This is a genomic window from Caenispirillum salinarum, from assembly GCF_044803115.1.
GTDB lineage: Bacteria > Pseudomonadota > Alphaproteobacteria > Rhodospirillales > Rhodospirillaceae > Caenispirillum > Caenispirillum salinarum_A.
In genome coordinates, this window is the sequence record NZ_CP085224.1 from 513,117 (window position 1) to 537,117 (window position 24,001).

A 24,001-nucleotide genomic window follows, 5' to 3' on the forward strand; every position below is an offset into this window, starting at 1 on the left:
TCCCCAGGAGAACAACCATGTCAGCCCGCTTCACATCGCAGGGTGTCGTTCTTGCCCGGTGGACCAGCCGCGCCATCATGCTCGCGGCGCTTGCCTGCGCGCCGCTGGCCGTTTCCGGCCCGGCGGCGGCCGAGCCTCTGCTGGTGCCCGGGAAGACCGACATCTATCAGCGCGTCCTCACCCGTCCTGACGCGACGATCACCGGCGCAGTGGGCGGCGCGTCCGTCGACGAGCCGGCCGCCTTCTCGGCCTATTATGTCTTCGCGCGCGAAGCCGGCGCCGACGGCGAGTGGCTCCAGGTGGGGCCGGCCCGCCGCGGCGATCCGACGGGATGGATCAAGGCCGAAGAGACCGTTGAGTGGCAGACCACCATGGTGCTCGCCTTCAACAATCCCTCCGATCGCCTGCCGGTCCTGTTTTTCGATGACGAGGACTCGCTGCGCGACCTGGTCGAAAGCGAGCGCCTGCCTGTCCTGGCGCCGGAGTACGTCGACCAGGCGCGCGCCGGCGAGGCTCCGGCGGGCTCGGGCGTCCTGTCGATCGAGCCGCGGGAATGGGTCGACCTGCGCGACAACTTCTATCTGCTGCCGGTCCTGGACGCCAAGATGACCTTCCTGGCGACGGGCACCCGCGCGTCGCTGGTGCGCGTGGCCTCGATCCCGCTGCAGGAGGATGCCGCAAGCCCCGAGACCTCTTCCGAGTTCCGGGCGGGCATCATGTTCGTCATCGACAGCACCATCTCCATGCAGCCCTACATCGACCGCACGCGAGAGGCCCTGCACCGCATCTACGAGCAGGTCCGCAATTCGTCCGTCGGCGACAAGGTGAGCTTCGGGCTGGTCGAGTTCCGCGACAACATCGACGCCGCGCCGGGGCTTGGCTACGTGACCAAGGTGGTGGCGCCGCTTCAGATCCCGCCGGACCACGAGGACTTCCTCCGTCGCATGGGCAACGTGACGGTCTCCCGCGTCACCAGCGCCGGCTTCAACGAAGACGGCCTGGCGGGCGTGCTGGCCGCCATCGGCAGCGAGGACTGGAAGCACTTCGGCGGCCGCTACATCATCTTCATCAGCGACGCCGGCGTGCGCGAACCGCCGGACCCCCTGGCCACCACCGGCATGGGCCCGCGTGAAATCAACCGCCTGTCCCGTGACAAGGTGATCGCCGTGTTCTCCATGCTGCTGGCGACGCCGGCGGGCTCTGCCTACCACGCGCAGGCCGAGGAGCAGCTGCGGGAACTGTCGTACTGGAACGACTGCACGGCGGCGCCGTTCTACTCCGTCCCGGAAGGACGGCTGGAGGATTTCGGCCCCACGATCGACGGGTTGACCCGCACGCTGATCAACCAGATCGAGGCGGCTGCCGCGTCCGTCGGCACTGCGCCCGCACCGGCGTCGCCCGCCGGCACCGGCCCGGCGCGGGGTGTGCCGTGCTCGTCCGGTGGCGGCGGCGGCGCGGCGGACGGCGGTGCCCGCGATGCCTTCCTCGCCTCGGCCGGCGACATCGGCCAGGCCATGCAGATGGCATGGCTCGGCCGCGCCCGCGGCACGACGGCGCCCGACGTGTTCGAGGCCTGGGCGCCCGACTTCGCCCTGGACGATCCCAGCCGCAAGGCGTTCGAGGTTCGCGTCCTGCTGACCAAGAAGCAGCTCAGCCGCATGGCCGCCGCCCTGGAAATGGTGCTGGAAGCCGGCCAGACCGTGCTGGACGACGCGCCGGAACGCTTCTTCGACCAGTTGCGGACCGTGGTGGCCCGGGCCGCCCGCGATCCGTCCGCACTGGAGGCCGGCGCGCCGGCCATCAGCGATCCCGCCAGCCTGGACAACCTGGGCGACCTTCTGGGCGAATACCTGGAAGACCTGCCCTACAGCAGCCAGCTCATGGACATCAGCGCCGATACCTGGCTGGACGCGAGCCCCTCGTTCCAGGACCGGGTGCTGACCACCGTCCGCTCCAAGCTGCGGGCCTACCAGCACTTCCACGACGACGCCGACAACTGGGTCAAGCTGGCCGAAGGCGCGCCGGAGGACGAGTGGGTCTACCCGATCCCGCTGGACCTGCTGCCATGACGCCTGGTGTGACCGTGCTCTCGTGCCGCGATCTCGCCGTCCGGCGCCAGTCGGCGGACAGCACCTTCACGCTGTCCGTGCCCCGGCTGGACCTGCGGACCGGCGACCGCCTGGCCCTGATGGGGCAGAGCGGCAGCGGCAAGAGCACGCTCATCAATATCCTGGCGCTTGCCATGCGTCCCGATCCGCAGGGAAGCCTGCTGATCCGGGCGGACGGCGGACGCAAGGTGGTCGACGCCAACGCGCTGTGGCGCAAGGGGCGCGACGATGCCCTGACGCGCCTGCGCCGCAGCGCCTTCGGCTATGTCCAGCAGGTGGGATGCCTTCTGCCGTTCCTCACGGTGGAGCAGAACCTGACCTTCACGCAGACGCTCAACGGAAGGCGTGCCGTGGAGGACGCGCGCGCCCTGGCCGAGCGGCTGGGCGTGGCGGGGGTTCTCAAGCGCCGCCCGGATGCGCTGTCGGTGGGGCAGCGCCAGCGGGTGAGCATCGCCCGCGCCCTGGCGCACCGTCCGTTCATCGTGCTGGCCGACGAGCCCACCGCCGCCCTGGACCGCGAAAATGCCGCGGAAGTCATGCGGCTGCTGGTCGAACAGGCGCAGGAGCGCGGCGTGGCCCTTGTGGTCGCCAGCCACGACCTGGCGCTGTGCGAGAGCTTCGGATTCGAGATCGTGCCTGCGCAGGTTCTGCCGGGCGCCCAGACCGTGTTCCACAGGGAGCCGGCCGGTCCGCGCCCTGTCGCTGGCGGGCCGTCGGCCCGGGCGGAGGCGCCCCGTGTCCAGTAAACTCCGCCGGCTCGGTTTCGCCTGTGTCCTGGGGTGGCGCGACCTTCGCCACGAATCCGTGAGCTTCGGGTGTCAGGTGCTTGCGCTGGCCGCCGTCATCGCGCCGTTGCTGGTGCTCTACGGCCTCAAGTCCGGCGTCATGGGTCACCTGACGGAGGAACTGGCCTCGGACGTGCGCACGCTCCAGGTCTCGGTGCTGCAAGAGGCCGAGTACGACGCCGAATGGATCGCCGCCATGCGGGCCCGGCCCGAGGTCGGCTTCATCCAGGCGCATACCCGTACCCTGGCGGCCACGGTGGAAATCATCCGGCGCAGCAGCGACAGCGGAGCCATGCACATGCAGCGTGCATCCCTGTTGGCGTCCGGCGCGGGCGATCCGCTGCTGCCGGAGGGCGTGGCGGCGCCGGGCGACGATGCCGTCGTGCTGTCGTCTGCCCTGGCGACTGCGCTGGATGCCGCGCCGGGCAGCACCGTGGAAGCAGTCATCTCGCGCCGGCTCGACGGTGCGGAGCAGAACGTCTTCCTGGCGCTGCGCGTCGCCGGCGTGGTCGCCCCAGGCCTCTGGGACGCGCGCGGCGCCCTGGTCAGCCTGAACACCCTGGTGGACGTGGAGCGCTGGCGGGACGGCAACGCCGTGCCCCGGCGCGGCTGGACCGACGGCCGCGCCGACGGCCCGCGCGGCGAAGGCTTTCCCAACATCCGCCTCTATGCGTCGGGCCTGGATGCGGTGGAACCACTGGTGACCGACCTGACGGCCATGGGGTTCGACGTCCGCTCGCGCCTCGGCGACGTGAAGGCGATCCAGGGCCTGGACCGCAGCCTGACCGCCATCTTCGTCATCATCACGGTGGTGGCGGCGCTTGGGGTCTCCATCGCCTTCGGCGCGACCCTCTGGTCCAACGTGGCCCGCAAGACCGCAGAAATCAGCCTGATCCGCCTCCAGGGCATGGAGCGCGGCGCGGTGGCCGGTTTTCCGGTCGCGCAGGCGGTGATGATCGCGGTTTCCGGCGTCGTGCTCGCCACCGGGATGGCGACGGGCACCTGCGCCACCATCGACGCCTTCTTCAGCGAAGGGCTTGCGGCTGGCACGCAGGTGTGCAGCACGCAGCCCGATCATGTGCTTACCGCCGCGGCCGGCACCGTTTTCCTGTCGCTGATCGCTTCGTTCGCGGCTGCGAACGTGGTGGCAAGGATCGACCCGAGCAAGGGATTGACCGATGTCTAGACTGCGTCATGTCTTGGCCGCTGTTTCCGCGGCCGCCGCTCTTGTCGCGACGGGCCTGGGCGGACAGCCGGCGCCGGCGGCCGCCGCCGACGCGCCGGCGATCGAATGGCCGGAACGACTGTGGAACCCCAAGCCGGCGGATGACGACGTCATCCTTCCCATGCCCTGCGGCGGCGCCATGGCCTTCCGCAAGGTGCCCACGACGCTGCCGGGGAACTGGCTGACGGACGACCGCGTGCGGCTGGGGTCGCCTCACGCCGAGGTGGCTTTCGCATCCTACCTGAACCGCGGCCACGTCGCGGGGTCCCTCAGCGAAAACAGCGACCCGGCCACGCGCCATCTGCTGGTCGGCAAGTACGAGGTGACGGCGGACCAGTACGCCGCGGTCATCGGCGGAGAGTGCGGTCGCCCGGGGATGATGGGACGGCTGCCGAAGGACGGCGTGTCGTGGTTCGACGCCGTGCACTTCGGCCGCGCCTACACCGAGTGGCTGCTGCAGAACGCGCGCGAGAGCCTGCCGCACGAAGACGGCGACCCGGCCTTCATCCGCCTGCCGACGGAAACGGAATGGGAGTTCGCCGCCCGTGGCGGACGCGCCGTGACCGAGGACGACTTCATGGCGCCGCGCTTCCCCATGGACGGGGACATCTCGCGCTGGGCCTGGTTCCAGGGCGCGTCCTCATGCCAGGGGCACCTGCAGCCGGTGGGCCTGCTGGAGCCCAACCCGCTGGGGCTTCACGACATCCTGGGCAATGTCGAGGAGATCATGCTGGAGCCCTTCCGCATGGTCCGCGTGCAGCGCCACCACGGCCAGGTGGGCGGCATGGTCAGCCGCGGCGGGTCGTGCCTGACGGACCGCGGCATGCTGACCACGTCAAGCCGCACCGAGGCCAACTACTTCAATCCCCGCACGGGCCAGGCCAGGACGCCCGAGATGACCGGCTTCAGGATGGTCGTCGCCGCGCCCGTGCAGGTCAGCCACGAGCGCATCGCCGAATTGCGCGAGGACTGGGAAAGCCTGTCGGACGGTGGAGCCCGGGCGGCGGCCGCCGATGCGGCGTCCCGTGGCCCGGCGGAGGCCCTGGAGGCGGCTGCCGGCGCGACCTCGGACGTGGAGGCCGAGCAGGTCATGCGCGATATCGCCGCCGCGATCCGCGAAGACGCTTCGGACCGTGCCGACGTGGAGCGCCGGGCGGTGCAGGCAGCAATCCAGTCAGGCGCGCTGATCATCCGCCAGTACCGCGACGAACTCCGGCGCATGGAAAACATCGAGAAGATCATCGCCATTCGCCGCGAAAGCACCGGCACGAACGCCTCGGCGCAGATCGCCGAGGCGGAGCAGACGCGGGACTACATTCGCCAGCGGCTGAAGATCACGCAATCGGTCTACACCACCGTCCTCGGCCAGACGGCCGAGGATTATCCCGTCGCCCTGCTGGCGGACCAGTCGGCGATCGTCGGGCAGCGCCTGCGCGACGTCGGCGCCGAGAGCATGGCGGGCTTCGCGCAGGCCTTCGTCGGCCAGGTGGAGCGCTGGGCGGGCAGCGGTGGCGGCGATATCGAGGCCTACCTCGAGGAGTTGGGCGGGCTGTAGGGGCGACGCCCAGGGACCAAAACGCAGAGGGGAAAACACGATGATGACCAGCATGATGAAGCGACTGAAGACAGGGGCCGTCGTACTGACGGCGGTGGCGACGCTGAGCGCCTGCGCCACCGGACCGAAGCTGGACCAGGCGAACATGAACGCCGATGAACGCCAGCTCGCCTCCTACGCCGGCGAGGACTACGTCGAGCAGTACGCGATGCAGGCCGGCCTGGCCGGCGCGGCGGGGGGCGCCATCGCGGGCTGCATCATCGCGGCGGTGGCCGGTGCCAGCTGTGAAGACGGCGCCCTGATCGGCGCCGGCATCGGTGGCCTTGCGGGGGTGGCCTACGGCGCCGAGGCCGGCCGCCAGACGGCGCAACTGGCACAGCACCAGCTGGGCGAGGAACAGGCACTGGCCGTGGCGGCGCAGGAACTTGACGACGCCCGCGCCTCGAACCGCGCCGCCCAGGCGGTGGTCACGCAGCAGGGCCGCCGGCTCGCGAGCCTGCGCGAGCGCATGGAAGCCGGTACCGCGAGCCGCGCGCAGTACGATGCGGCGCTGGAGGATGCCAAGCAGGCCGAGATGCTCATCGGCGGCTCGCGCGACAAGCTGCGTGACTCGCTCGGCGACATCGAAAAGCGCATCGACACGGAGCGCGATCGCGGCGGCGACACGGCCAAGCTGACGGCAACCTATGAAAGCCTGAAGAAGGAGGCCGACAACCTGGACCGCCAGCTCGCGGTGCTGACGTCCGACCGCGAGGCCACCGAAGCGCTGATGGCCAGTTCCTGACCCCGTTGCCGCGCCGGCCAACCGCCGGCGCCTTTCCATCGAGGTTTGCATCATGAAACGATTCACGACCCCGGCCATCGTGCTGGGCGCGACGCTGGCTCTCGCAGGCTGTGCCGCCGGCACCGCCGAGAACTGCGATGCCCTGAACGCGAACAGCGTCTTCCAGGACTTCGCCTGCAAGCAGGGTGGCGGCTACGAGGAACGGCTGGCCCTGATCCGCGCGGAGACGCGGGCGAAGGTCGCCCGCACCCAGTTGACGGCCGCGGAGACCGCGGAACTTCAGGCCCAGGCGGAGGTCATGGCCCGCGATGCCGATGTGCTGGAGGATCGGCTGGCCGGCCTGAATGCCGACCTGGCGGCCATGCGCCTGCGGATCGACTCCGTCACCGCCCGCAACGAATCGCAGCGGGCCCAGCTTGCGGCCCTGCGCGAGGAACTGTCGGAGGCCGAGCAGAACCTGGCGCAGGTTCAGTCGGCATCGAGCGTCACGCCCGAGCAGATCGCCGCGCTGCAGAGCGAGATCGCCCGCAAGAAGGCGGCGGTCTCGGACATTCTCGGCAACATGAGCGTGGTCGAATAGCCTGCCGCACCGTCCCCGGCACGCCGGCGGGTGTGTCGGGGACGTCTTCCAGTACTAGAAAAACAGCCGCAGCAAGGCCTTACACCTGGAGTTCCCTCACATGACTTCCCGCTCACGCTATCCGATGCCGCTCCGGATGATCGCCCTGGTCGCCGGGCTGTGGCTTGTTCTCGCGGCGGTGCTGGGTGTGTTTGCCTGGAAGACCTTGCAGGGCTGCGGCCTCGCGCTGCCCGACGGGACGGTTCTGGTCGAATGGTGCAAAGTTCCCTCGCGCGCCGACGAGCTTGCCGCGCTGGAAGCCGAGCAGCGCGGCCTGGAGGATGCGATCACCCGTCTCGAACGCCAGGTGAACGACACGCCGTACTGCGGTGCCGGCTGCCTCTTCGAGGGAGAGGACGTGGCGGTCGACCTGTACCTGCTCCAGGATCTCTCGGGCTCGTTCTCCGACGACCTGTCCAACCTGGTCACCGCCATCGACGACCTGGTGGCGCGCGGTGAAGACGGGCGGCTGCCGGCCGGTTTCCGGCTGGGGGTCGGCAGCTTCACCGACAAACCCGTTCGGCCGTTCGGTGATCCCACCCGGGATTATTCCTTCCGGTCGGCGGTCTCCGTCACGGACGACCTGCCGAAGGTCTCGGAGGCCGTGAGGGCCTTCACCATCGACAGCGGCGGAAACACCGCCGAGGAGTCCCAGTTCGAGGCGATGATCGAGGTTCTGGGAGCCATGGACGACATGGGCTTCCGTCCCGATGCGCGGAAGTTCCTGGTGATCGTCACGGATGCTCCTGCCCATGTCGAGGGCGACTGGGAGGACGCGCCGGCGCAGGAAGACGGCGTGGCCGACGGGGATGGCCTCAACGAGGACTACCCCAGCCGCGCCATTGTGAAGGAGCGCCTCGCGGCCACCAACGTGACGCCGATCTTTCTCGTCGCCTCGGGCGCGGCACAGACCTTCTACCGGCAGTTCACGGAAGACACGGGGTCCGGTGTCGTGATCCCCATCACCTCTGACAGCTCGGGCCTGCTGGACGCTCTTTTCGAGGGGATTTTCGGCACCTGCGTGGGGGCCTGATGTTTCATCAGTGGCCGCCGGGCTTGCCGAGGGAGCGTGTGATGTGCTCCGCCAGAAGACCGGCCGCCTTGGCCGTCGTGCCCGGCGCGCGCAAGAGGACGATCTCGGTATCGGCCAGGTCCGGCAGGCCCTGGTCGGCACCCAGCATCATCAGGCCGGGGCGAACCATTTCCTTGGGCAGGATGGTGACTCCCAGACCGGCGCGCACGGCCGCCTGAATGCCGGCGAGGCTGGGGCTGGTATAGACCATCCGCCAGTGCCGCCCCGCCGCGTCCAGAGCAGACACCGCGCGGCGGCGGTAGATGTCGGGGTTGGGCGCCAGGACGAGCGGCACCTCGGCCTCCGGCGGCAGGCTCAGGCGCTCCGATCCCGCCCAGACCAGCGGCTCGCGCCAGACGCTGGCCGCCTCGTCGGCGTCCGCGTCGCTGCCGCGTGGGGGCGTCCCTCCGCCGCCCTGGGGCTCGCGCTTGCACAGCACCAGATCGTACTGCCCCTTGCCGAACCCCTCCAGCAGGTTGGCGGTGTAGTCGCAGTTGACCTCCAGGCTGACCTGCGGGTGCGCGCGGGCGAAGCGCGACAGCACGTCGGGCAGGTGCAGCGTCGCGAAATCCTCGGGCGTGCCCAGGCGCACCATGCCGCCCACGTCCGGCTCCAGCAGCCGGACACGCGCTTCGTCGGCGGTCTTGAGCAGGCGGCGGGCGTAGGTCAGCAGGATTTCGCCCTCGGTGGTCAGGTAGATGCCCCGGCGGTCGCGGATGAACACCTGCTGGTTCAGCCCCTCCTCCAGCCGCTTGATCTGCAGGCTGACCGCCGACTGCGTGCGACCCAGCCGCGCCGCCGCCCGCGTGAAGCCGCCATGGTCCGCCACCGCCACGAAGCTGCGCAGCAGGTCGAAGTCGAACGGGGGCAGGGGCGTGGGCATGTGGTCAGAACTTCTCGGGCCGCAGCACCTCGACGTCATGCGCGAACAGGATCATCGCATAGTCATTGTAGTAGTGGTCCCACAGGTGGCGCATGATCTTGTCCGCGGTGGCATCGTCGCAGATGATCTCGACGCGGATGTTGGCCGAGGGCCCCCACGACCCGCTGCGGACGCCGCGGCCCCCTTTGCCGCGCGCCTCGCTGATTGTGTAGCCGTGGGCGCCCAGCTTCTCCACGTCGTCGAGGAGCCTTCCCTCGATGGCGGCCTCGGTAATGATGGTGACGCGCTTGCGCTTGGTGGCGGATGTGACGGACATCAGAACACTCCTCCCGTTCCATGAACCACGCCGGCCATAGCATGATAGATCGGTATGCCGGCGATGACGTTGAACGGGAACGTTACGCCGAGCGAGGCGGTCAGGGATAGAGTGGGGTTGGCTTCCGGCACGATCAGGCGGAAGGCCGCCGGGACGGCGATGTAGGAGGCGCTGGCCGCCAGCGTCGCGACGATCACGGTTCCGCCCAGCGACAGCCCCAGCAGCAGCGAGACGCCGGTGCCGATCGATGCGCCCACCAGCGGCATGCCGATGCCGAAGGCGACCAGGAACACGCCGTGGCGGCGCAGCACCGAGATCTGGGCGGCGGCGATCAGGCCCATTTCCAGCAGGAACAGCGCCAGGACGCCCTTGAACAGGTCGAAGAACATCGGCGCGATGGGCTCCACGCCCTCGGCCCCCAGCGCCCAGCCGATCAGCAGGCCGCCGACCAGCAGCACGATGCTCTTGCCCAGGAACACCTCATGGGCCATGCGGCCCCAGGCCGTGTTGCGGCTGACGCCACGGGCCAGCATGATGCCGATGATGATGGCCGGAACCTCCAGCACCACCACGAACAGCGGCATGTATTCTTCAAAGCTGATCTCGCGGAAGTTCAGGTAGGCGACGGCGACGGCGAAGGTGCCGACGCTGACCGAGCCGTAGTGGGCGGCGATGGATGCCGAATCGGCGCGGTTCATGCGGCCCAGGAAGCGCAGCACCGGGAAGGCGATGAAGGGCATCAGCGTGCCCATCAGCCCGATCACGACGATCTGCGGCAGCAGAGCCAACGGCGACTGGTTGGCCAGCTCGACGCCGCCCTTCAGGCCGATGGCGAGCAGCAGCAGGAAGCTCAGGAATTCGTAGACCGGCGCGGGCAGGCGCAGGTCCGCGCGCATGAGGCCGGCGGCCACGCCCAGTACGAAGAAAAGAATGACGGGATCAACCATTGAAATCGCCTTCAATCACGCGGTATCGGAGCGCCGGACGAAGCGCCCCGACACGCAGGAATAATAGAGCGGGCCGCCGATGACGTGCGGCCAGGCGCCGGCGAGCGCCGTGACGTCGGCCGTCACGGCGGGTTCGGGCAGGCCGGCGCTGAAAACAGGCCGGTAGCGCGGAGACGGCGTGCAAGGCTGGTCCGTCAGCAGGCCCGCCACGACCGCCTCGTGCAGCCTACGCCACGACGGGGTGCCGGTGAAGGTGGGGGAACGCGCGCACAGCACGGACCACACGCCCGAGACGCTGATGGTCTGCTCCACCGCGACGGGCCGGACCCCCACCCGCTCGCACGGCAGCACCAGGACGCCGGGCGGGTGCCGCAGCGTCTCGGGATCGCACCACGCACCGATCAGGCTCGCCCTGCCGCACCCGAGGCGTCGGGTCAGGGCACCGATGGCGTCGATGTTGAGGTGCAGGGCGCGGGAGTCGTGCGCGAGGGCGAGCAGGTACATCGGGTCGTGTTGCATCCAGATAGCGATTCGGCTGGCGCAGGCCAGCGGCGGCGCACCCTATCCAACACGTCCTCATTTGGGAAATTGATTGCGTTTATAAGATGGATTTACATTTTAAATGGCAGGTGGTGCCGGCGCCGCGTTCCGGCGGAGGAACGCCTACGCCTTGGCGGGGCTCGGCTGCTGCCGGCCGACCACCCGCAGGGCCCTTTCCAGCGCGCTGACGCTATGGCTGGGCAGCGGCAGGAAGGCCTTGCAGGCGCGGCGGCAGTCCCGCTTGATGGTGTCGATGGCGTTATGGCTGACGCAGGTGACCGGGCAGAGCACGGCGTCGGCCTGCGAAAGTGCGCTCGCCAGCCGCGCACAGCCGTCCTCCAACCCGCCGTCGTGGTGCAAAAACTCGCCGTTGTGGCGGATCACCAGGTCGCGCATGTGCGCCACGGCGCGCGTCATGCCGCCGACGTAGAGGATTCGCCGCCGGCACAGGTCGAGCGGCGGCGCGGCATCCGCCGCCCCGCCCAGGCGCGGGCAGCCCGCGGCCTCGCACAGTTTCAGCTCCAGGTCGGCGGCGCGGCTGCGCAGGCGGGCGGTGTCGGCGCGCAGGCCGGTCAGTTCCTCCTCCAGCGCCGCGATCCGCTCGTCCCGCCGGGCGATGCCGAGGGCGCGCTCGTTGGCCTCCGCCCGCGCGGCCTCCAGGGCGGCGCGCATCTCTGCCAGCGCCCGACCGCTTTCCAGCTCCGCCACCCGCGTCTCAAGCTGCTCCGCCCGGCGCCGGTGCAGGTCCAGCGCCGCCACGTCGTGGCGCAGGCGGGTTTCGGTCTCCCGCCAGCGGGTGCGCTCGGCCGTCAGGGCCTCCACCTCGCCGGCCCGGCTGGCGAGCGCCCGCTCCAGGTCGGCAAGGCGGCGCATGTCCACCCGCTGCGATGCGCCCGACAGGTGCGAGAGCATGTGTACCTCGCCATAGGCCTGCTCGCGCAGGGTCTGGCAGTCCACCGGGTGCGACATCAGCGCCCAGTACGCTCCCGGCACGTCGCCGCCGTCGCAGTGCGACCGCCACAGGTCCGCCAACTCGTCCTCGGTGGCGGCACGGGAGAAGCGGGCGATGTGGGCCGGGAAGCGCTTGTCCAGCGCCTTGGTCACCAGCCGGGACAGCACCTTGTGCTCTGCGCAATGGTGCACGACCGCGCCGTGGATGCGGTAGTCGCTGGCGTCGCGCGGCAGGTTGAAGCGCGCCTTCACGGCGATCTTGCGCAGTTCCGCCAGGGGCAGGCACGTGCCGATGATGCTGCAATGCCATTTGCCGGGAATCTGGTCCATCCGGCGGCGGCGCTGTGGCGCGGCCGGCACGGGCGGCGGCGTGAAGTCTTCCGGCAGAACGGGAGAGCGGGACAGCACGGTCATCCTCCTTGCTTCTTGGTCGGACGGGCCGGTCGGCACGGAACCGTCACTCGGCGGGTTGCAGGGCGAGCCGCGGCGGTGCGGAAGGCTCGTCGCGGCGGCGGAAGGCGGCGGCCGGCTGGCGGGTGAAGACCTGCGTCGCCGCATCCTCCATGGCGCGGCCGGTGCGCTCCACCATGCCCTCCAGCCACTGATGGGCGGCGGCGGCGGGAATGGCGACCACCAGGCCTGCGGCGGTGGTCAGAAGCGCCACCCAGATGCCGCCGGACAGGATGGACGGGTCGACCTTGCTGCCGGCCGTTTCCAGGGCCCGGAAGGCGCCGATCATGCCGATCACCGTGCCCAGCAGGCCGAGCAGCGGGCTCAGGCTCGCGATCACCGCCAGCAGCCGCAGGCCCCGGCCCAGCCGGTCCAGGTGGAGGCCGGCCGTGCGTGCGGCCTCCTCGCGCGCCTGGGCCGGCGTCATGTGCGGGTCGAGCCGGGTGCGCAGGGCCACCAGAAGCACCTCGGCCACCGGCGTACGCTCGGCCTCCAGCACCGGCGGCGCCTCGTCGGCGCGGCCCGCATGCCACAGCTCCAGCGCCCGCTCGACCGCACGCCGGGCCCACAGGCGGCAGGCGGCGAACTGCACCAGCTTCGCCAGCACGACGATCAGAGTGACGGCCGAGAGGGCGGCCAGGACCAGCATGATCGGCCCGCCCGCCTGCACCAGATCCAGAAGACTTGCAAGCGGACCGGGCGCGGCCTCGGCCAACGGCGGTGTGCCGGCTGTCTCGGCGCCGGCGGGCGGCGATAGGGCATCGGGCATGACGGCATCGTCCTGGGCGGGTGGTTGGGCATCGACCTCTAGGTGAAAATGAAAGGCACTCGCATGTCAAGGTGAGAATGCGAACGAGAATCGCTTGCAAAAACGCCGGTGGCTGCGGTAGGTGATGGCGCATCACGCAGTTGCGAAGAGTTCTCAACAAGGTCCGCAGGCAACCGGGCCGGGCGAGAGAAGGATCGGAAAGAACCATGAATAACAGAAGGTTAGTGATTGCCGTCACGGCCGCTTCCGTGGCGCACCCGGCCCTGGCGCTGGCACAGGATACTGAGACCATCGAGCTGGCCCCGGTGCTCGTTGAATCGGCGACGCGCACCGAAATCCCGCTTGACGAGACGACGCAGTCGGTAACGGTGGTCACGCGCAAAGAGGTGGAAACCCAGAAGCGCATCGACAGTAATGTCGGCGACATTCTGTCCAAGACCGTGCCGGGCTTCAGTCCGAGCAACGAGGCCAACACCAACTACGGCCAGACCCTGCGCGGCCGCGATTTCCTGACACTGATCGACGGCGTGCCCCAGTCCACGCCCCTTCGCAATGGCTACCGGTCGCTGAACACCATCGATCCCGAGTCCATCGAGCGGATCGAGGTGGTGCGCGGCGGCACCGCCGTCTACGGATTCGGGGCCTCCGGCGGCCTTGTGAGCGTCGTCACCAAGCGCCCTGAAGAAGGCGACGTCGAGTTTTCGGCGACCCAGGGTCTGCGCCTGTCGGCCACCCATCCTGCGGATTCACTCGGCTCCACCACCGCGTTGCAGGTCAGCGGCCGGACCGGTGCCGTCGATTATCTGGCGAGCGGCTCCTTCGCGACGCGCGGCGGCCATTTCGATTCCAACGGCGACCGCATTCCGGCCGATCCGACCGGCATCCAGGGCGGTCTGGCGGATAGCAACACGATCAACCTGCTTGCCAAGCTGGGGACGGAGTTCGACGACGGTCGCCAGCGCGTCCAGCTTACCGGCCTGTGGCACGACTTCGAGCAGGACAGCGACTTCGCGGCGCTCGGCCAGGGCGGCAACCGGCCCGCAGGTACCAGTGCAACCGCCGTGCGCGGCGACCGCAATCCGGTCAACCCCGGCACCGAGAACCGCAACCTCAACCTTGAATACAGCCACGCCGACATCCTGGGCAGTGCCCTGGCGGCCCAGCTCTACTATGCTGAACTTGATGTGATTTTCGGCAAGTTTCCCGGATACGGCCAGACCGGCATCGAATCCGAGAAGCTGGGCAGCCGGTTGACCGTCGAAACGCCTGTCGCGGCCGGTCCTGTCGGACTGGACGTCACCTGGGGCCTTGACTTCCTGCACGACGAGACGGTGCAGTACGTCACGGACGGGCCCGACATCTATCCGTATTTCGAGCAGGACGCCGTGGCCGGTTTCGCCCAGCTGGACGTGCCGGTGGCCGAATTCGGCCTGATCTCCGGCGGCCTGCGCTACGAGCACATCACGCTGGACGTCGCCGACTTCACCAATGGCGACGGTGACTTTGTGCGTGGCGGAGAGCTGACGTTCAAGGAGCCGCTGTTCAACGTAACGGGTACGGTGTTCCTGAACGAAAACCTGGACCTGTACGGCGGGTTCAACCAGGGCTTCACGGTGGCCGACATCAGCCGGTCGCTGAGTGACGGCAACTTTACCAGCGCCAGCGAGGCCGAGAGCGAGGTTCAGAAGACCAACAACTACGAACTCGGCCTCCGCGCCGCCTATGATCGCTGGGACGGCTCGGTTGTCGGCTTCTACAGCACATCCGAGAACGGAACCTCTTTCGACCAGAACCTGAAGATCGTCAAGCAGCCCGAGCGCATCTGGGGCGTGGAAGCCACCGTGAATGTGGATGCAACCGACGCGCTGCGTCTCGGCGGCACCGTCACCTGGATGGAAGGTGTCGTGGATACCGACGACGACGGCGACTACGAAGAGGACCTTCCCGCGTTGCGCATCCCGCCGGTCAAGCTGACCGCCTACGCCGAGTACGATGTGACCGACTGGTGGACGGCCCGCGTGCAGGCCCTGCACTCGGGCGACCGCAACCCGGACAGTTCTCAGTTCGGCGGAACGGACATCGACAACTACACGCTTGTCGACCTCTACAGCTCGTTCGCGGTCGGCCCAGGCAACCTTGAACTGGGTGTCGAGAACCTGTTCAACGCAGAGTACTACCCGGTCATCAACCAAGCATATTCCTCGGCGCCAAGCTATCAGTCGTTCTCCTACGCCCAGGGGCCCGGCACCACGGTCACTGCGGCGTACTCGTTGAAGTTCTGACCATGCCGGCGCCCACGCACGACCTGCGGTCGCTCATCACGGCGGCGGAGAGCCTGGTTCCGGGCCTGGGGGGCAGGATCGGGCCGCCGTCGCCGGGGCAGGTCGTGGCGGGCGCCGACAACCGCGATGCCGTCCGCCGTCTGGTGGACGGCATCGCGGCCCACTCCCCCGAAGCCGGCCGCGCCTACTGGGCTGTGCGGGCTTGGGGGATGCTGACATGGCAGCCGGCGGTGCTGGCGGTTCTTGGCGTTCACGGTACCGGCCTCGTGCCGCGCCTGGACGCCATGGGCCAGAGCACCGCCGGCACCGCCGTGTTCGGGTTCACCCTGCCGGAAGAGGGCGTGTTCCGCGCCCCGCCGCCGGCATTGATCGCGGAGGCCGGCGCCCGGCTGCGGCAGGTCTCCGACGCGCTGCTGGCGGACCTGCGGGGTGTGGCCGCCGTGAAGCCGGTGCTGGCCGGGCGGCTGCTGGCCGACCGGGTTCTGGGCACGCTGGTCAAGGTCGCGCCCGAGCCCGATCGTCACGCCGCGGCCTGGCTGCAGGCGATGGGGCTCGCCGGGCAGAGCGGCATCGTGCCGCTGGCGTTGTCCGACGGCCGGCGCCGTCACGGGCTGGACCGCCGGGCCTGCTGCCTGGCGTTCCGCGTGGACGGCGGCGTGCTCTGCGCCTCCTGCCCCAAGCGGCCGGAAGCGGAGCGTCTCGCGCTCATGCGCATGGAATGGGAGGACGGAAACCATGTACAGGCTTGACGACATCGCCGTGCGGCACGGCGCGCGCGAGGTTCTGCGCGTCGACCGGCTGAAGATCGCCGCCGACGCCTTCACGGTTATCCTGGGCCACAACGGCTCGGGCAAGTCGACCCTGATGGGGCTGCTGGCCCGCCAGCACCGGCCGGGGCAGGGGGAGATCCGCCTGGACGGCATGCCCTTGTCGGCCTATAGCGCCCGCCGGCTGGCGCGGCGCGTGGCCTTCCTGCCCCAGCGCCTGCCCGAGGTGCCCGGCCTGACCGTGCGCGAGTTGGTGCGGCTCGGCCGGTTCCCCTGGCGCGGCGCGCTGGGCCGCTGGCGGCCGGCGGACGAGGCGGCGGTGGCCGATGCGCTGGAGTGCACCGGCGTCGCACCGTTCGCGGAGACGCTGGTCGACCACCTGTCTGGCGGCGAGCGCCAGCGGGCCTGGATCGCCATGCTGCTGGCGCAGGGCTCGCCCATCCTGCTGCTGGACGAGCCGACCTCGGCGCTCGACCTTGCCCACCAGGTGGAGGTCCTGGCCCTGCTGCGCCGCCTGAACACCGAGCGCGGGCGGGGCGTCGTGGTGATTCTGCACGACGTCAACCTGGCCGCCCGCCACGCCGACCGCATCGTCGCCCTGAAGGGCGGGCGGATCGTCTTCGACGGCGGCCCCGGCGCCCTGATGCAGCGCGACGTGCTGAGCGGCCTTTACGGCATCGACATCTCGCTGGTTTCCCACCCCGCGCGGCCCGAGCCGGTCGCCGTCATCGCCTGACCCGAAGGACATCCATGCGTCTTCTCACCGTTTGCCTGCTCCTGCTGGGCCTCGCCGCGCCGGCCGCCGCCGCGCCCGTCACCGTCGAAGACAGCGGCGGGACGCACACCTTCGAGGCGCCGCCCGCGCGCGTGGTCGCCCTGAGCTGGTCGCTGACCGAGCAACTGCTGAACCTGGACGTGACGCCGGTGGGCGTGGCCGATCCGGCGGGCTACCGGCACTGGGTCGTGCGACCGGCGCTGCCTGAAGGCGTGGCGGACCTGGGGCTGCGCCAGGAGCCCAACCTGGAGCGCATCGCCGAGCTTGCGCCCGACGTCATTCTCATATCAGACGACCAGCGCGCCTTCCTGGAGCCGCTGGCGCGCATCGCGCCCGTGCTGCACTTCGAAACCTTCAGCGCCGATCACGACAACCTTGCGGCCAGCCGCGAGACCTATGAAAGGCTGGCGACGCTGTTCGATCGCGAGGCCCTGGCGGCTGAACGCCTGGCCGAGCGGGATGCCCGGCTGCAAGACCTGCGCGAGCGGGTCCGCGCCCACTTCGACGGCGACCCGCCCAAGGTGACCGTGATCCGCTTCCTGGACGAGGCCCGTTTGGCCGTCTATGGCGGCAACGCCATGTCCACCTTTGCGCTGGAGGCCCTGGGGCTGGAGAGCGGTCTGCCGCAGCCCGACAGCAAGTGGGGCTTCGCCATGCTGACCCTGCGCGACCTGGCCCGGCTGACAGACGGCGTGCTGCTCTACATCGAGCCCGTGCCCAAGGGCGCGGAGCAGTTCGACAAGCCGCTGTGGAAGGCGCTGCCCGTGGTGCGCGCCGGCAACGTGGAGGCCCTGCCGCCCACCTGGAGCTATGGCGGCGTGTTCTCGGTGGTCTACTTCGCCGAGGCCATCACCGACGCGCTCCTGCGGCTCGACCCGCGATGATCGTGCGCCTGGGCCTGGCCGCGGCGCTTCTTCTGGCGCTGGTGCCGCTGCACCTGTCGCTCGGCAGCGGGCTGCCCTTCGCGGAGCTTTGGCCGGCCCTGACCGGGGCCGAGCCCGACGGCGTGGCGGCGGCGCTGCTGTCCTATGCCGCCGGCCCGCGCGCCGTGGTGGCGGTGCTGGCGGGGGCGGCCCTCGGCCTGGCGGGCAGCGTGCTGCAGCAGGTGACGCGCAACCGGCTGGTCTCGCCGTTGACCATCGGCGCCTCGTCGGGGGCATGGCTGGCGCTGGTGGCCGGCGCGGTGGCGGCGCCCGCCCTGGTGGCGGCACACGGCATCTGGTTCGCCATGGGCGGCGCCCTCGCGGCCACCGGGCTGGTGCTGGTGATCGCCGGGCGCAACGGCATCACCGGCCTGCCGGTGGTGCTGGCGGGCATGGCCGTAAACCTGCTGCTCCAGGCCGTGGCGACGGTGGTGGTGCTGACCAACGGAGAGGCCGTGCGCAGCCTGTTCATCTGGGGCGCGGGCGACCTGACCCAGACGGGATGGGACTGGGCAGCCTGGCTGTGGCCACAGGTGCTGGGCGGCGTGCTGGTGTTGCTGCTGTGCATACGGCCGCTGATGCTTCTGAAGCTGGGCACCGAGGCCGCCGCCGGGCGCGGGCTGGCGCTACTGCCCGTGCTGCTGGTGGCCGTGCTGGCGGCCCTGTGGCTGACGGCGAGTGTCATCACCGCGGTCGGCGTCATCGGCTTCATCGGCCTGCTGGCCCCGGCGCTGGCCCGCATGACCGGCGCCCGCTCGGCCGGCGGCGAGATGCTGGCGAGCCTGGTCCTCGGCGCGCTGGTGCTGCTGGCGACCGACGCGCTGGCCCTGTTCGCCGGGCAGTACACCCGCGACCTGGTGCCGAGCGGCGCTGCCGCCGCCCTGATCGGCGTGCCCGTGCTGATCGGACTGACGCTGCGCCGCCTGCGCGCCCAGGACCACGCGCCCCTGCGCATGCCCGAGGGGGCGCCGCGCCTGCGCCCCGGCTTGGCGATGCTGGTGGCGGCGGGGGCGGTGGCCCTGGTGCTCGCCTCCCTGACGCTTGCCCCCACCGCCGAGGGCTGGCACATGGCCTGGCCGTCGGACCTGGTGCTGTCGCTGCGCTGGCCCCGCCTTGTGGCGGCGGCGGCGGCCGGGGCCGGCATGGCGCTGGCCGGCGTGGTGCTGCAGCGGCTGCTGCGCAATCCGCTGGCGAGCCCGGACATCATCGGCATTTCCTCCGGCGCCACCCTGGCCCTGGTGGGGGCGGTGGTGCTGCTGGGCGGTTCCATCCACGATTTCGGCGCGCCGGTGGCGCTGCTGGGCGGGCTGGGGGCCCTGGCGGTGCTGCTGATGCTGGGCCGGCGGCAGGGGCACGCCCCGGCGGCGGTGGCGCTGGTGGGCATCGCGCTCGCGGCGCTGCTGGACGCGGTGCTGCAGATGGTGCTGGCGCGGGGCGGAGCTGATGCGGTGATGGTCGTCGGCTGGCTCGCCGGCTCCACCGCACGGGTGACCGAGGGGCAGGCGCTGGCCCTGGCGGCGGCGGTGCTGCTGCTGACGGTCGTGGCGGTGGCGGCGCATCGCTGGCTGACCCTGCTGGCCGGCGGCGAGGCCTTCGCCGCCGGCCGCGGACTGGCCGTGGGGCCGGCGCGCACCTTCCTGCTGGCCCTGGGGGCAGTGACGGCGGCGGCGGTGACGGCGGTCGTCGGCCCCATCGCCTTTGTCGGCCTCATCGCGCCGCACCTGGCCGCGCTGCTGGGCGCCCGGCGGTCGGGCCAGCACCTGATGCTTGCCTGCGGGCTGGGCGTGGTGCTCATGGTGCTGTCGGACTGGCTGGGGCGGACGATGCTGCACCCCGTGCAGTTGCCGGCCGGCGCCATGGCGTCGGTCATCGGCGGCGGCTACTTCCTGCTGCTGCTGCTCGCCCGGCGCGGCGGCATCGCGGCAGGGCGCGCGGCATAGGGACCGCCTTCCCGCAGGCGCGCCGGGCGTCCCGCCGGCCTTGACCGGCATCAAGGACCGCCGCGCGGTGGCGGGGCAGGGTTGTCCAGCCTGAAGCCTACCAACTGCTGGATCGTCGTCATGCGCACGTTCATTCTCCTCACCGTTTCCGCCGCCGTGGGCTGGGCCGGCCTGACCTATGCCACCGTCACCCGCGTTCCCACCGTGGAGGTCGTCAGCGCCCCGCAGTGTGCCGCCGCCGCCGAGGACTGGTCGGCCAGCCTTGCCGCCCATGGCTTCGAGGTGGTCCGCAAGGACCAGGACGCGGCCGTGGCGGGCACGCCCTGCCTGACCGGCCGTGCCGCCGGCTTCGACCTGGAAGGCGCGGTGCCGGCCGCCGACGTGGAGCGGCTCATCCGCAAGCGCCCGCGCGGCATCAAAGGCCTGACAATGGAGGGCGCGACCGGTGATCAGGCGCTGACGCTCAACCGCGACGGCACCCGCTCGGCCTTCACGCCGGCACCGGAAAAGGGGTAGAACCATGCACAGGCTTCCCTGGATTCTCGGCGCCCTGAGCGCCGGCGCCGCATGGCTGCTTTGGGCGGGCGTGCTGGGAACGGCGCTGATGCTGCCCCGCACGGGTGGGACGTGGCTGCCGCTGTCGGTGCCGGAACTGATCGGCGGCGTGATCGTCAGCACGGTGCTGTTCGGCGCCTGCGGATACCTGTTCGGCCGCATCGTCCGGTAGACTCATATTTCCCTAAAGTTCGCCCTGCCGCTGCTGGGGTCTTGTAAATCCATTCAAAGGCTTCAAAATTATCGGCCCCGTGTTGTCTCGGGACGACCCCGAGGCCGGCATGAGTTGAAAAAGGTTTTTACTAGGGAGGATATTGATGCGCTTTCATACTGTCTCCGGGGCGGCGGCCGCCATCGTTGCCCTGAGCGTGACTGCCGCGACCGCTCAGGACCGCGAGAACTGGCCCGACAGCTTCACCGTCGGCACCGCCTCCCAGGGTGGGACCTACTTCGCCTACGGGTCCGGCTGGGCCAACCTGGTGGCTGACGAACTGGGCATGTCCGGCGGCGCCGAGGTCACCGGCGGTCCCATGCAGAACATGGCGCTGGTCCACACCGGCGACGCCGAGTTCGGCATGACCACCATGGGCCCCGCGCGCGAGTCGATCGAGGGCACCAACCCCATCGCGCCGGGCATGAAGATGGACAATGCCTGCGCCATGTTCCCCATGTACCAGACGCCGTTCTCCATCACGGCGCTCGCCGGCTCGGGCATCGATTCGATCGACGCCATTCCCGACGGCGCGCGTATCGGGTTCGGTCCGGCGGGCTCCACCTCCGACACCTACTTCCCGCGCATGCTGGAGACGCTGGGCGTCAACTTCGACCGCCGCAACGGCGGCTGGTCCGACCTGGGCGGCCAGCTGCAGGACGGTCTGGTGGATGTGATCGCCTTCGCCGCCGGCATCCCGGTGCCGGCCGTCAGCCAGCTGGAGGTGCAGACCGACGTGAACATCATCGAGTTCACCGAGGAAGAGCAGCAGAAGATCCTGGAAGAGTTCCCGGTGTCCGAGTTCCAGATTTCGGCCAGCACCTATCAGACGCTGGAGGAGCCGGCCCGCTCGGTCGCCATGTGGAACTTCGCCATCGCCAACTGTGATCTGCCGGAAGACTTCGTCTACGCGGTCACCGACGTGGTGATGAGCGACAACGAGCGCATGCAGAACATCCACCGCGCCGCCAGGTCCACGGTCGTCGAGAACTGGGACAAGAACAAGGTCCTGCCGTGGCATCCGGGTGCGGCCAAGTGGTTCAACGAGAATGGCGCGTCCATTCCCGAAGACATGATCAAGGGCGGCTGATCACAGCGCCTGCGACCATGATATGACCGGCTAGAACGGCTGCGGACCGCGCTCCTTCCGGAGGGCGGTCCGCTTCGTTCACGGTCCGCCGCAGCGACCGGCGGAAAACTGTCGACAATTCGCCAACAATCGTTCTTTCTTGCGTGACAAGATTCCGGGTGGGGCCATTACGACGCCCGGAACGGGGACACGAAGGACCAGCATCATGACAGATCCGGGCAGGGCGGCGCAGCACGAGGACCTGGTTATCGCCGAGGGCGTTGACGAGGAACCCATCGAGCCCAACCGCCGCATCTTCGAGGGGCGCGGCTTCATCTTCATCAGCGCCGTCTCGACCATCTACGCCTTCTTCCACATCGCGGCGCTCAACGGTCTGGGGATCTCGGCGCTGACCGGCGGGCTGGTCCAGATCCCGTATCTGCCCGAGTTTCCCATGGAAACGTGGAACTTCCGCATCGTCCACATCGCCGGTGCGCTGGGCCTGGGCTTCATGCTGTTCGCCGGCCGCGGCTTCGCCGACGGCCGCGACGATGAAACACGGATGATGGAGTACATCGCCTGGGCGCTCATGCTGCCGGCCCTGATGTCGCTGGGCGTGGCGCTGTCGTTTGCCGTCGAGATCGCCCAGGGCGTGGCCTGGAACGGCATCGATCCCGGCATCCGGTTCAAGGAAACCTGGCTGTTCGGCCTGCCGCTGATGATCGCCACGGTGGGCGGCATTCTGCTGTCATGGTTCAACAAGCGCGAGCGGACATACATCGCCGCCGTTGATTTCGTGCTGACGGTCTGCGCCATCTCGGTGGCGGCGTACCTGATCACCATCTACGGCACGCTGATGCGCAACTCCACCGGCACGCCGTTCGCCCCCATCGGCATTTCCATCGCCGCGGTGGCGGGGGCGCTGCTGATCATGGAACTGACGCGCCGCGTCGCCGGCCTGGCGCTGGTGGTGATCTCGCTGGTGTTCCTGGTCTACGTCTTCGCCGGGCAGTACCTGCCGGGCTTCCTGAAGTCGCCGGCCGTGACCTGGGAGCGGTTCTTCAGCCAGGTCTACACCGACGCCGGCATCCTGGGCCCGACCACGGCGGTGTCGTCGACCTACATCATCCTGTTCATCATTTTCGCCGCCTTCCTGCAGGCGTCCAAGGTGGGCGACTACTTCGTCAACTTCGCCTTCGCCGCCGCCGGCCGGGCGCGCGGCGGGCCGGCCAAGGTGGCCATCTTCGCCTCGGGCCTGATGGGCATGATCAACGGCACGTCGGCCGGCAACGTGGTTGCGACGGGCTCGCTGACCATTCCGCTGATGAAGAAGGTCGGCTACCACAAAAAGACCGCCGGCGCGATCGAGGCCGGCGCCTCCACCGGCGGTCAGATCATGCCGCCGATCATGGGCGCGGGCGCCTTCATCATGGCCGAGATCACGGGCATCCCGTACACCGAGATCGCCCTTGCGGCGGTCATTCCGGCCATCCTGTACTTCCTGTCCATCTTCTTCATGGTGGATTTCGAGGCCGCCAAGCTGGGCATGCGCGGCATGCGCGACGACGAGTTGCCCAAGGTGCGCAACATGATCAAGCGCGTCTACCTGTTCATCCCCATCATCATTCTGATCGTCGCGCTGTTCATGGGCTATTCCGTGATCCGCGCGGGCACGCTGGCCATCGTCGCCGCCGCCGTGGTGAGCTGGCTGACGCCTTTCCGCATGGGGCCCAAGTCCATCGTCAAGGCCTTCGACATGGCCGGCGTCATGTCCATCCAGATCATCGCGGTGTGTGCCTGCGCCGGCATCATCGTCGGCGTGATCTCGCTGACCGGCGTCGGCGCCCGCTTCTCCAACCTGCTGCTGGGCCTGGCGGGCGTGTCGCAGTTGCTGGCGCTGTTCTTCGCCATGTGCATCTCCATCCTGCTGGGCATGGGCATGCCGACCACGGCCGCCTATGCCGTCGCCGCCTCGGTGGTGGCTCCGGGTCTGGTGGAACTGGACATCCCGCCGCTGACGGCGCACTTCTTCGTCTTCTACTATGCGGTGGTCTCGGCCATCACGCCGCCGGTGGCGCTGGCGTCCTATGCGGCGGCGGGCATATCGGGCGCGAACGCCATGGAGACGTCGGTGGCGTCCTTCAAGATCGGCTTCGCCGCCTTCGTGGTGCCGTTCATGTTCTTCTACAACAGTGCCCTGCTCATGGACGGAACGGTCCTGGAGATCGGCCGCGCCCTTCTGACCGCCTCGGTGGGTGTCTTCCTGCTGGCGGCGGGCGTGCAGGGCTGGTTCCTGGGCGGGCGGACCGTCTGGTTCCTGCGCGTGGGCCTGGTGATCGCCGCGCTGTTCATGATCGAGGGCGGCCTGATCACCGACCTCATCGGCATCGGTGCCGCCGCGGCCGTGTTCCTGATCCAGCGGTTCATCCACCCGTCGGACGGCTCGACCATCCCGGTGCGGGGCGCGGACTGATC

Annotated in this window: 22 protein-coding genes; 16 read left to right on the plus strand and 6 right to left on the minus strand. The window is 69.6% G+C overall.

Going from position 1 to position 24,001, the window contains the following annotated elements; all coding sequences use genetic code 11:
* Positions 1-17 precede the first annotated feature (17 nt).
* From LG334_RS02400 to LG334_RS02430, 7 genes are all read left to right on the plus strand, one after another.
* On the plus strand, positions 18-2,069 hold the full coding sequence (locus LG334_RS02400; protein WP_404382947.1) for a hypothetical protein: 2,052 nt from the start codon (positions 18-20) through the stop codon (positions 2,067-2,069).
* Positions 2,066-2,854, plus strand: a complete 789-nt coding sequence (locus LG334_RS02405) for an ABC transporter ATP-binding protein (RefSeq protein ID WP_404382949.1) — start codon at positions 2,066-2,068, stop codon at positions 2,852-2,854. The genes LG334_RS02400 and LG334_RS02405 overlap by 4 nt, the downstream gene beginning before the upstream one ends.
* A complete protein-coding gene (locus LG334_RS02410; RefSeq protein WP_404382951.1) occupies positions 2,844-4,079 on the plus strand; it encodes an ABC transporter permease in 1,236 nt (411 codons plus the stop codon). Before LG334_RS02405 ends, LG334_RS02410 begins: the two co-directional genes overlap by 11 nt.
* Before the next feature lie 13 nt (positions 4,080-4,092).
* Positions 4,093-5,673, plus strand: a complete 1,581-nt coding sequence (locus tag LG334_RS02415) for a formylglycine-generating enzyme family protein (RefSeq protein ID WP_404382953.1) — start codon at positions 4,093-4,095, stop codon at positions 5,671-5,673.
* Between the two features lie 40 nt (positions 5,674-5,713).
* Entirely contained in the window at positions 5,714-6,457 is a 744-nt protein-coding gene (locus LG334_RS02420; protein ID WP_404382955.1) for a hypothetical protein, read from the plus strand.
* Between the two features lie 52 nt (positions 6,458-6,509).
* Positions 6,510-7,037, plus strand: a complete 528-nt coding sequence (locus tag LG334_RS02425) for a hypothetical protein (protein WP_404382957.1) — start codon at positions 6,510-6,512, stop codon at positions 7,035-7,037.
* 100 nt (positions 7,038-7,137) lie between these two features.
* Positions 7,138-8,109 (plus strand): hypothetical protein, encoded by a 972-nt coding sequence (locus LG334_RS02430; RefSeq protein WP_404382959.1) that lies wholly within the window; start codon positions 7,138-7,140, stop codon positions 8,107-8,109.
* 7 nt (positions 8,110-8,116) lie between these two features.
* On the opposite strand, the gene LG334_RS02435 is transcribed toward LG334_RS02430, so the two are convergent.
* From LG334_RS02435 to LG334_RS02460, 6 genes are all read right to left on the minus strand, one after another.
* Entirely contained in the window at positions 8,117-9,031 is a 915-nt protein-coding gene (locus LG334_RS02435) for a LysR substrate-binding domain-containing protein (RefSeq protein ID WP_404382961.1), read from the minus strand.
* Between the two features lie 4 nt (positions 9,032-9,035).
* Complete coding sequence (locus tag LG334_RS02440; RefSeq protein ID WP_404382963.1) at positions 9,036-9,347, minus strand: P-II family nitrogen regulator; 312 nt, start codon at positions 9,345-9,347, stop codon at positions 9,036-9,038.
* Positions 9,347-10,294: a sodium-dependent bicarbonate transport family permease gene (locus LG334_RS02445; protein ID WP_404382965.1), complete on the minus strand. Its 948-nt coding sequence runs from the start codon at positions 10,292-10,294 to the stop codon at positions 9,347-9,349. Before LG334_RS02445 ends, LG334_RS02440 begins: the two co-directional genes overlap by 1 nt.
* Before the next feature lie 15 nt (positions 10,295-10,309).
* Entirely contained in the window at positions 10,310-10,813 is a 504-nt protein-coding gene (locus tag LG334_RS02450; protein WP_404382967.1) for a hypothetical protein, read from the minus strand.
* 144 nt (positions 10,814-10,957) lie between these two features.
* Positions 10,958-12,199, minus strand: coding sequence for a DUF2325 domain-containing protein (locus LG334_RS02455; RefSeq protein ID WP_404382969.1), 1,242 nt, complete (start codon positions 12,197-12,199; stop codon positions 10,958-10,960).
* 43 nt (positions 12,200-12,242) lie between these two features.
* The gene (locus tag LG334_RS02460; protein WP_404382971.1) at positions 12,243-13,004 is read right to left on the minus strand and encodes a MotA/TolQ/ExbB proton channel family protein; all 762 of its coding nucleotides are present in this window, start codon (positions 13,002-13,004) and stop codon (positions 12,243-12,245) included.
* A 206-nt stretch (positions 13,005-13,210) separates the two neighbouring features.
* Here LG334_RS02460 and LG334_RS02465 point away from each other — a divergent pair, with 206 nt between their 5' ends.
* From LG334_RS02465 to LG334_RS02505, 9 genes are all read left to right on the plus strand, one after another.
* Positions 13,211-15,286, plus strand: coding sequence for a TonB-dependent receptor (locus LG334_RS02465; protein WP_404382973.1), 2,076 nt, complete (start codon positions 13,211-13,213; stop codon positions 15,284-15,286).
* Between the two features lie 2 nt (positions 15,287-15,288).
* A complete protein-coding gene (locus LG334_RS02470) occupies positions 15,289-16,035 on the plus strand; it encodes a siderophore ferric iron reductase (protein ID WP_404382975.1) in 747 nt (248 codons plus the stop codon).
* Positions 16,022-16,789, plus strand: a complete 768-nt coding sequence (locus LG334_RS02475) for an ABC transporter ATP-binding protein (RefSeq protein ID WP_404382977.1) — start codon at positions 16,022-16,024, stop codon at positions 16,787-16,789. The genes LG334_RS02470 and LG334_RS02475 overlap by 14 nt, the downstream gene beginning before the upstream one ends.
* A 14-nt stretch (positions 16,790-16,803) precedes the next feature.
* Complete coding sequence (locus tag LG334_RS02480; protein WP_404382979.1) at positions 16,804-17,712, plus strand: ABC transporter substrate-binding protein; 909 nt, start codon at positions 16,804-16,806, stop codon at positions 17,710-17,712.
* A complete protein-coding gene (gene fhuB, locus LG334_RS02485) occupies positions 17,709-19,691 on the plus strand; it encodes a Fe(3+)-hydroxamate ABC transporter permease FhuB (RefSeq protein ID WP_404382981.1) in 1,983 nt (660 codons plus the stop codon). The genes LG334_RS02480 and fhuB overlap by 4 nt, the downstream gene beginning before the upstream one ends.
* A gap of 120 nt (positions 19,692-19,811) precedes the next feature.
* Positions 19,812-20,207 (plus strand): hypothetical protein, encoded by a 396-nt coding sequence (locus LG334_RS02490; protein ID WP_404382983.1) that lies wholly within the window; start codon positions 19,812-19,814, stop codon positions 20,205-20,207.
* A 4-nt stretch (positions 20,208-20,211) separates the two neighbouring features.
* Positions 20,212-20,418 (plus strand): hypothetical protein, encoded by a 207-nt coding sequence (locus LG334_RS02495; RefSeq protein WP_404382985.1) that lies wholly within the window; start codon positions 20,212-20,214, stop codon positions 20,416-20,418.
* Positions 20,419-20,563: 145 nt separating this feature from the next.
* On the plus strand, positions 20,564-21,547 hold the full coding sequence (locus tag LG334_RS02500; protein ID WP_404382987.1) for a TAXI family TRAP transporter solute-binding subunit: 984 nt from the start codon (positions 20,564-20,566) through the stop codon (positions 21,545-21,547).
* A gap of 205 nt (positions 21,548-21,752) precedes the next feature.
* Positions 21,753-23,999 (plus strand): TRAP transporter permease, encoded by a 2,247-nt coding sequence (locus LG334_RS02505; RefSeq protein ID WP_404382989.1) that lies wholly within the window; start codon positions 21,753-21,755, stop codon positions 23,997-23,999.
* Positions 24,000-24,001: the final 2 nt, after the last annotated feature.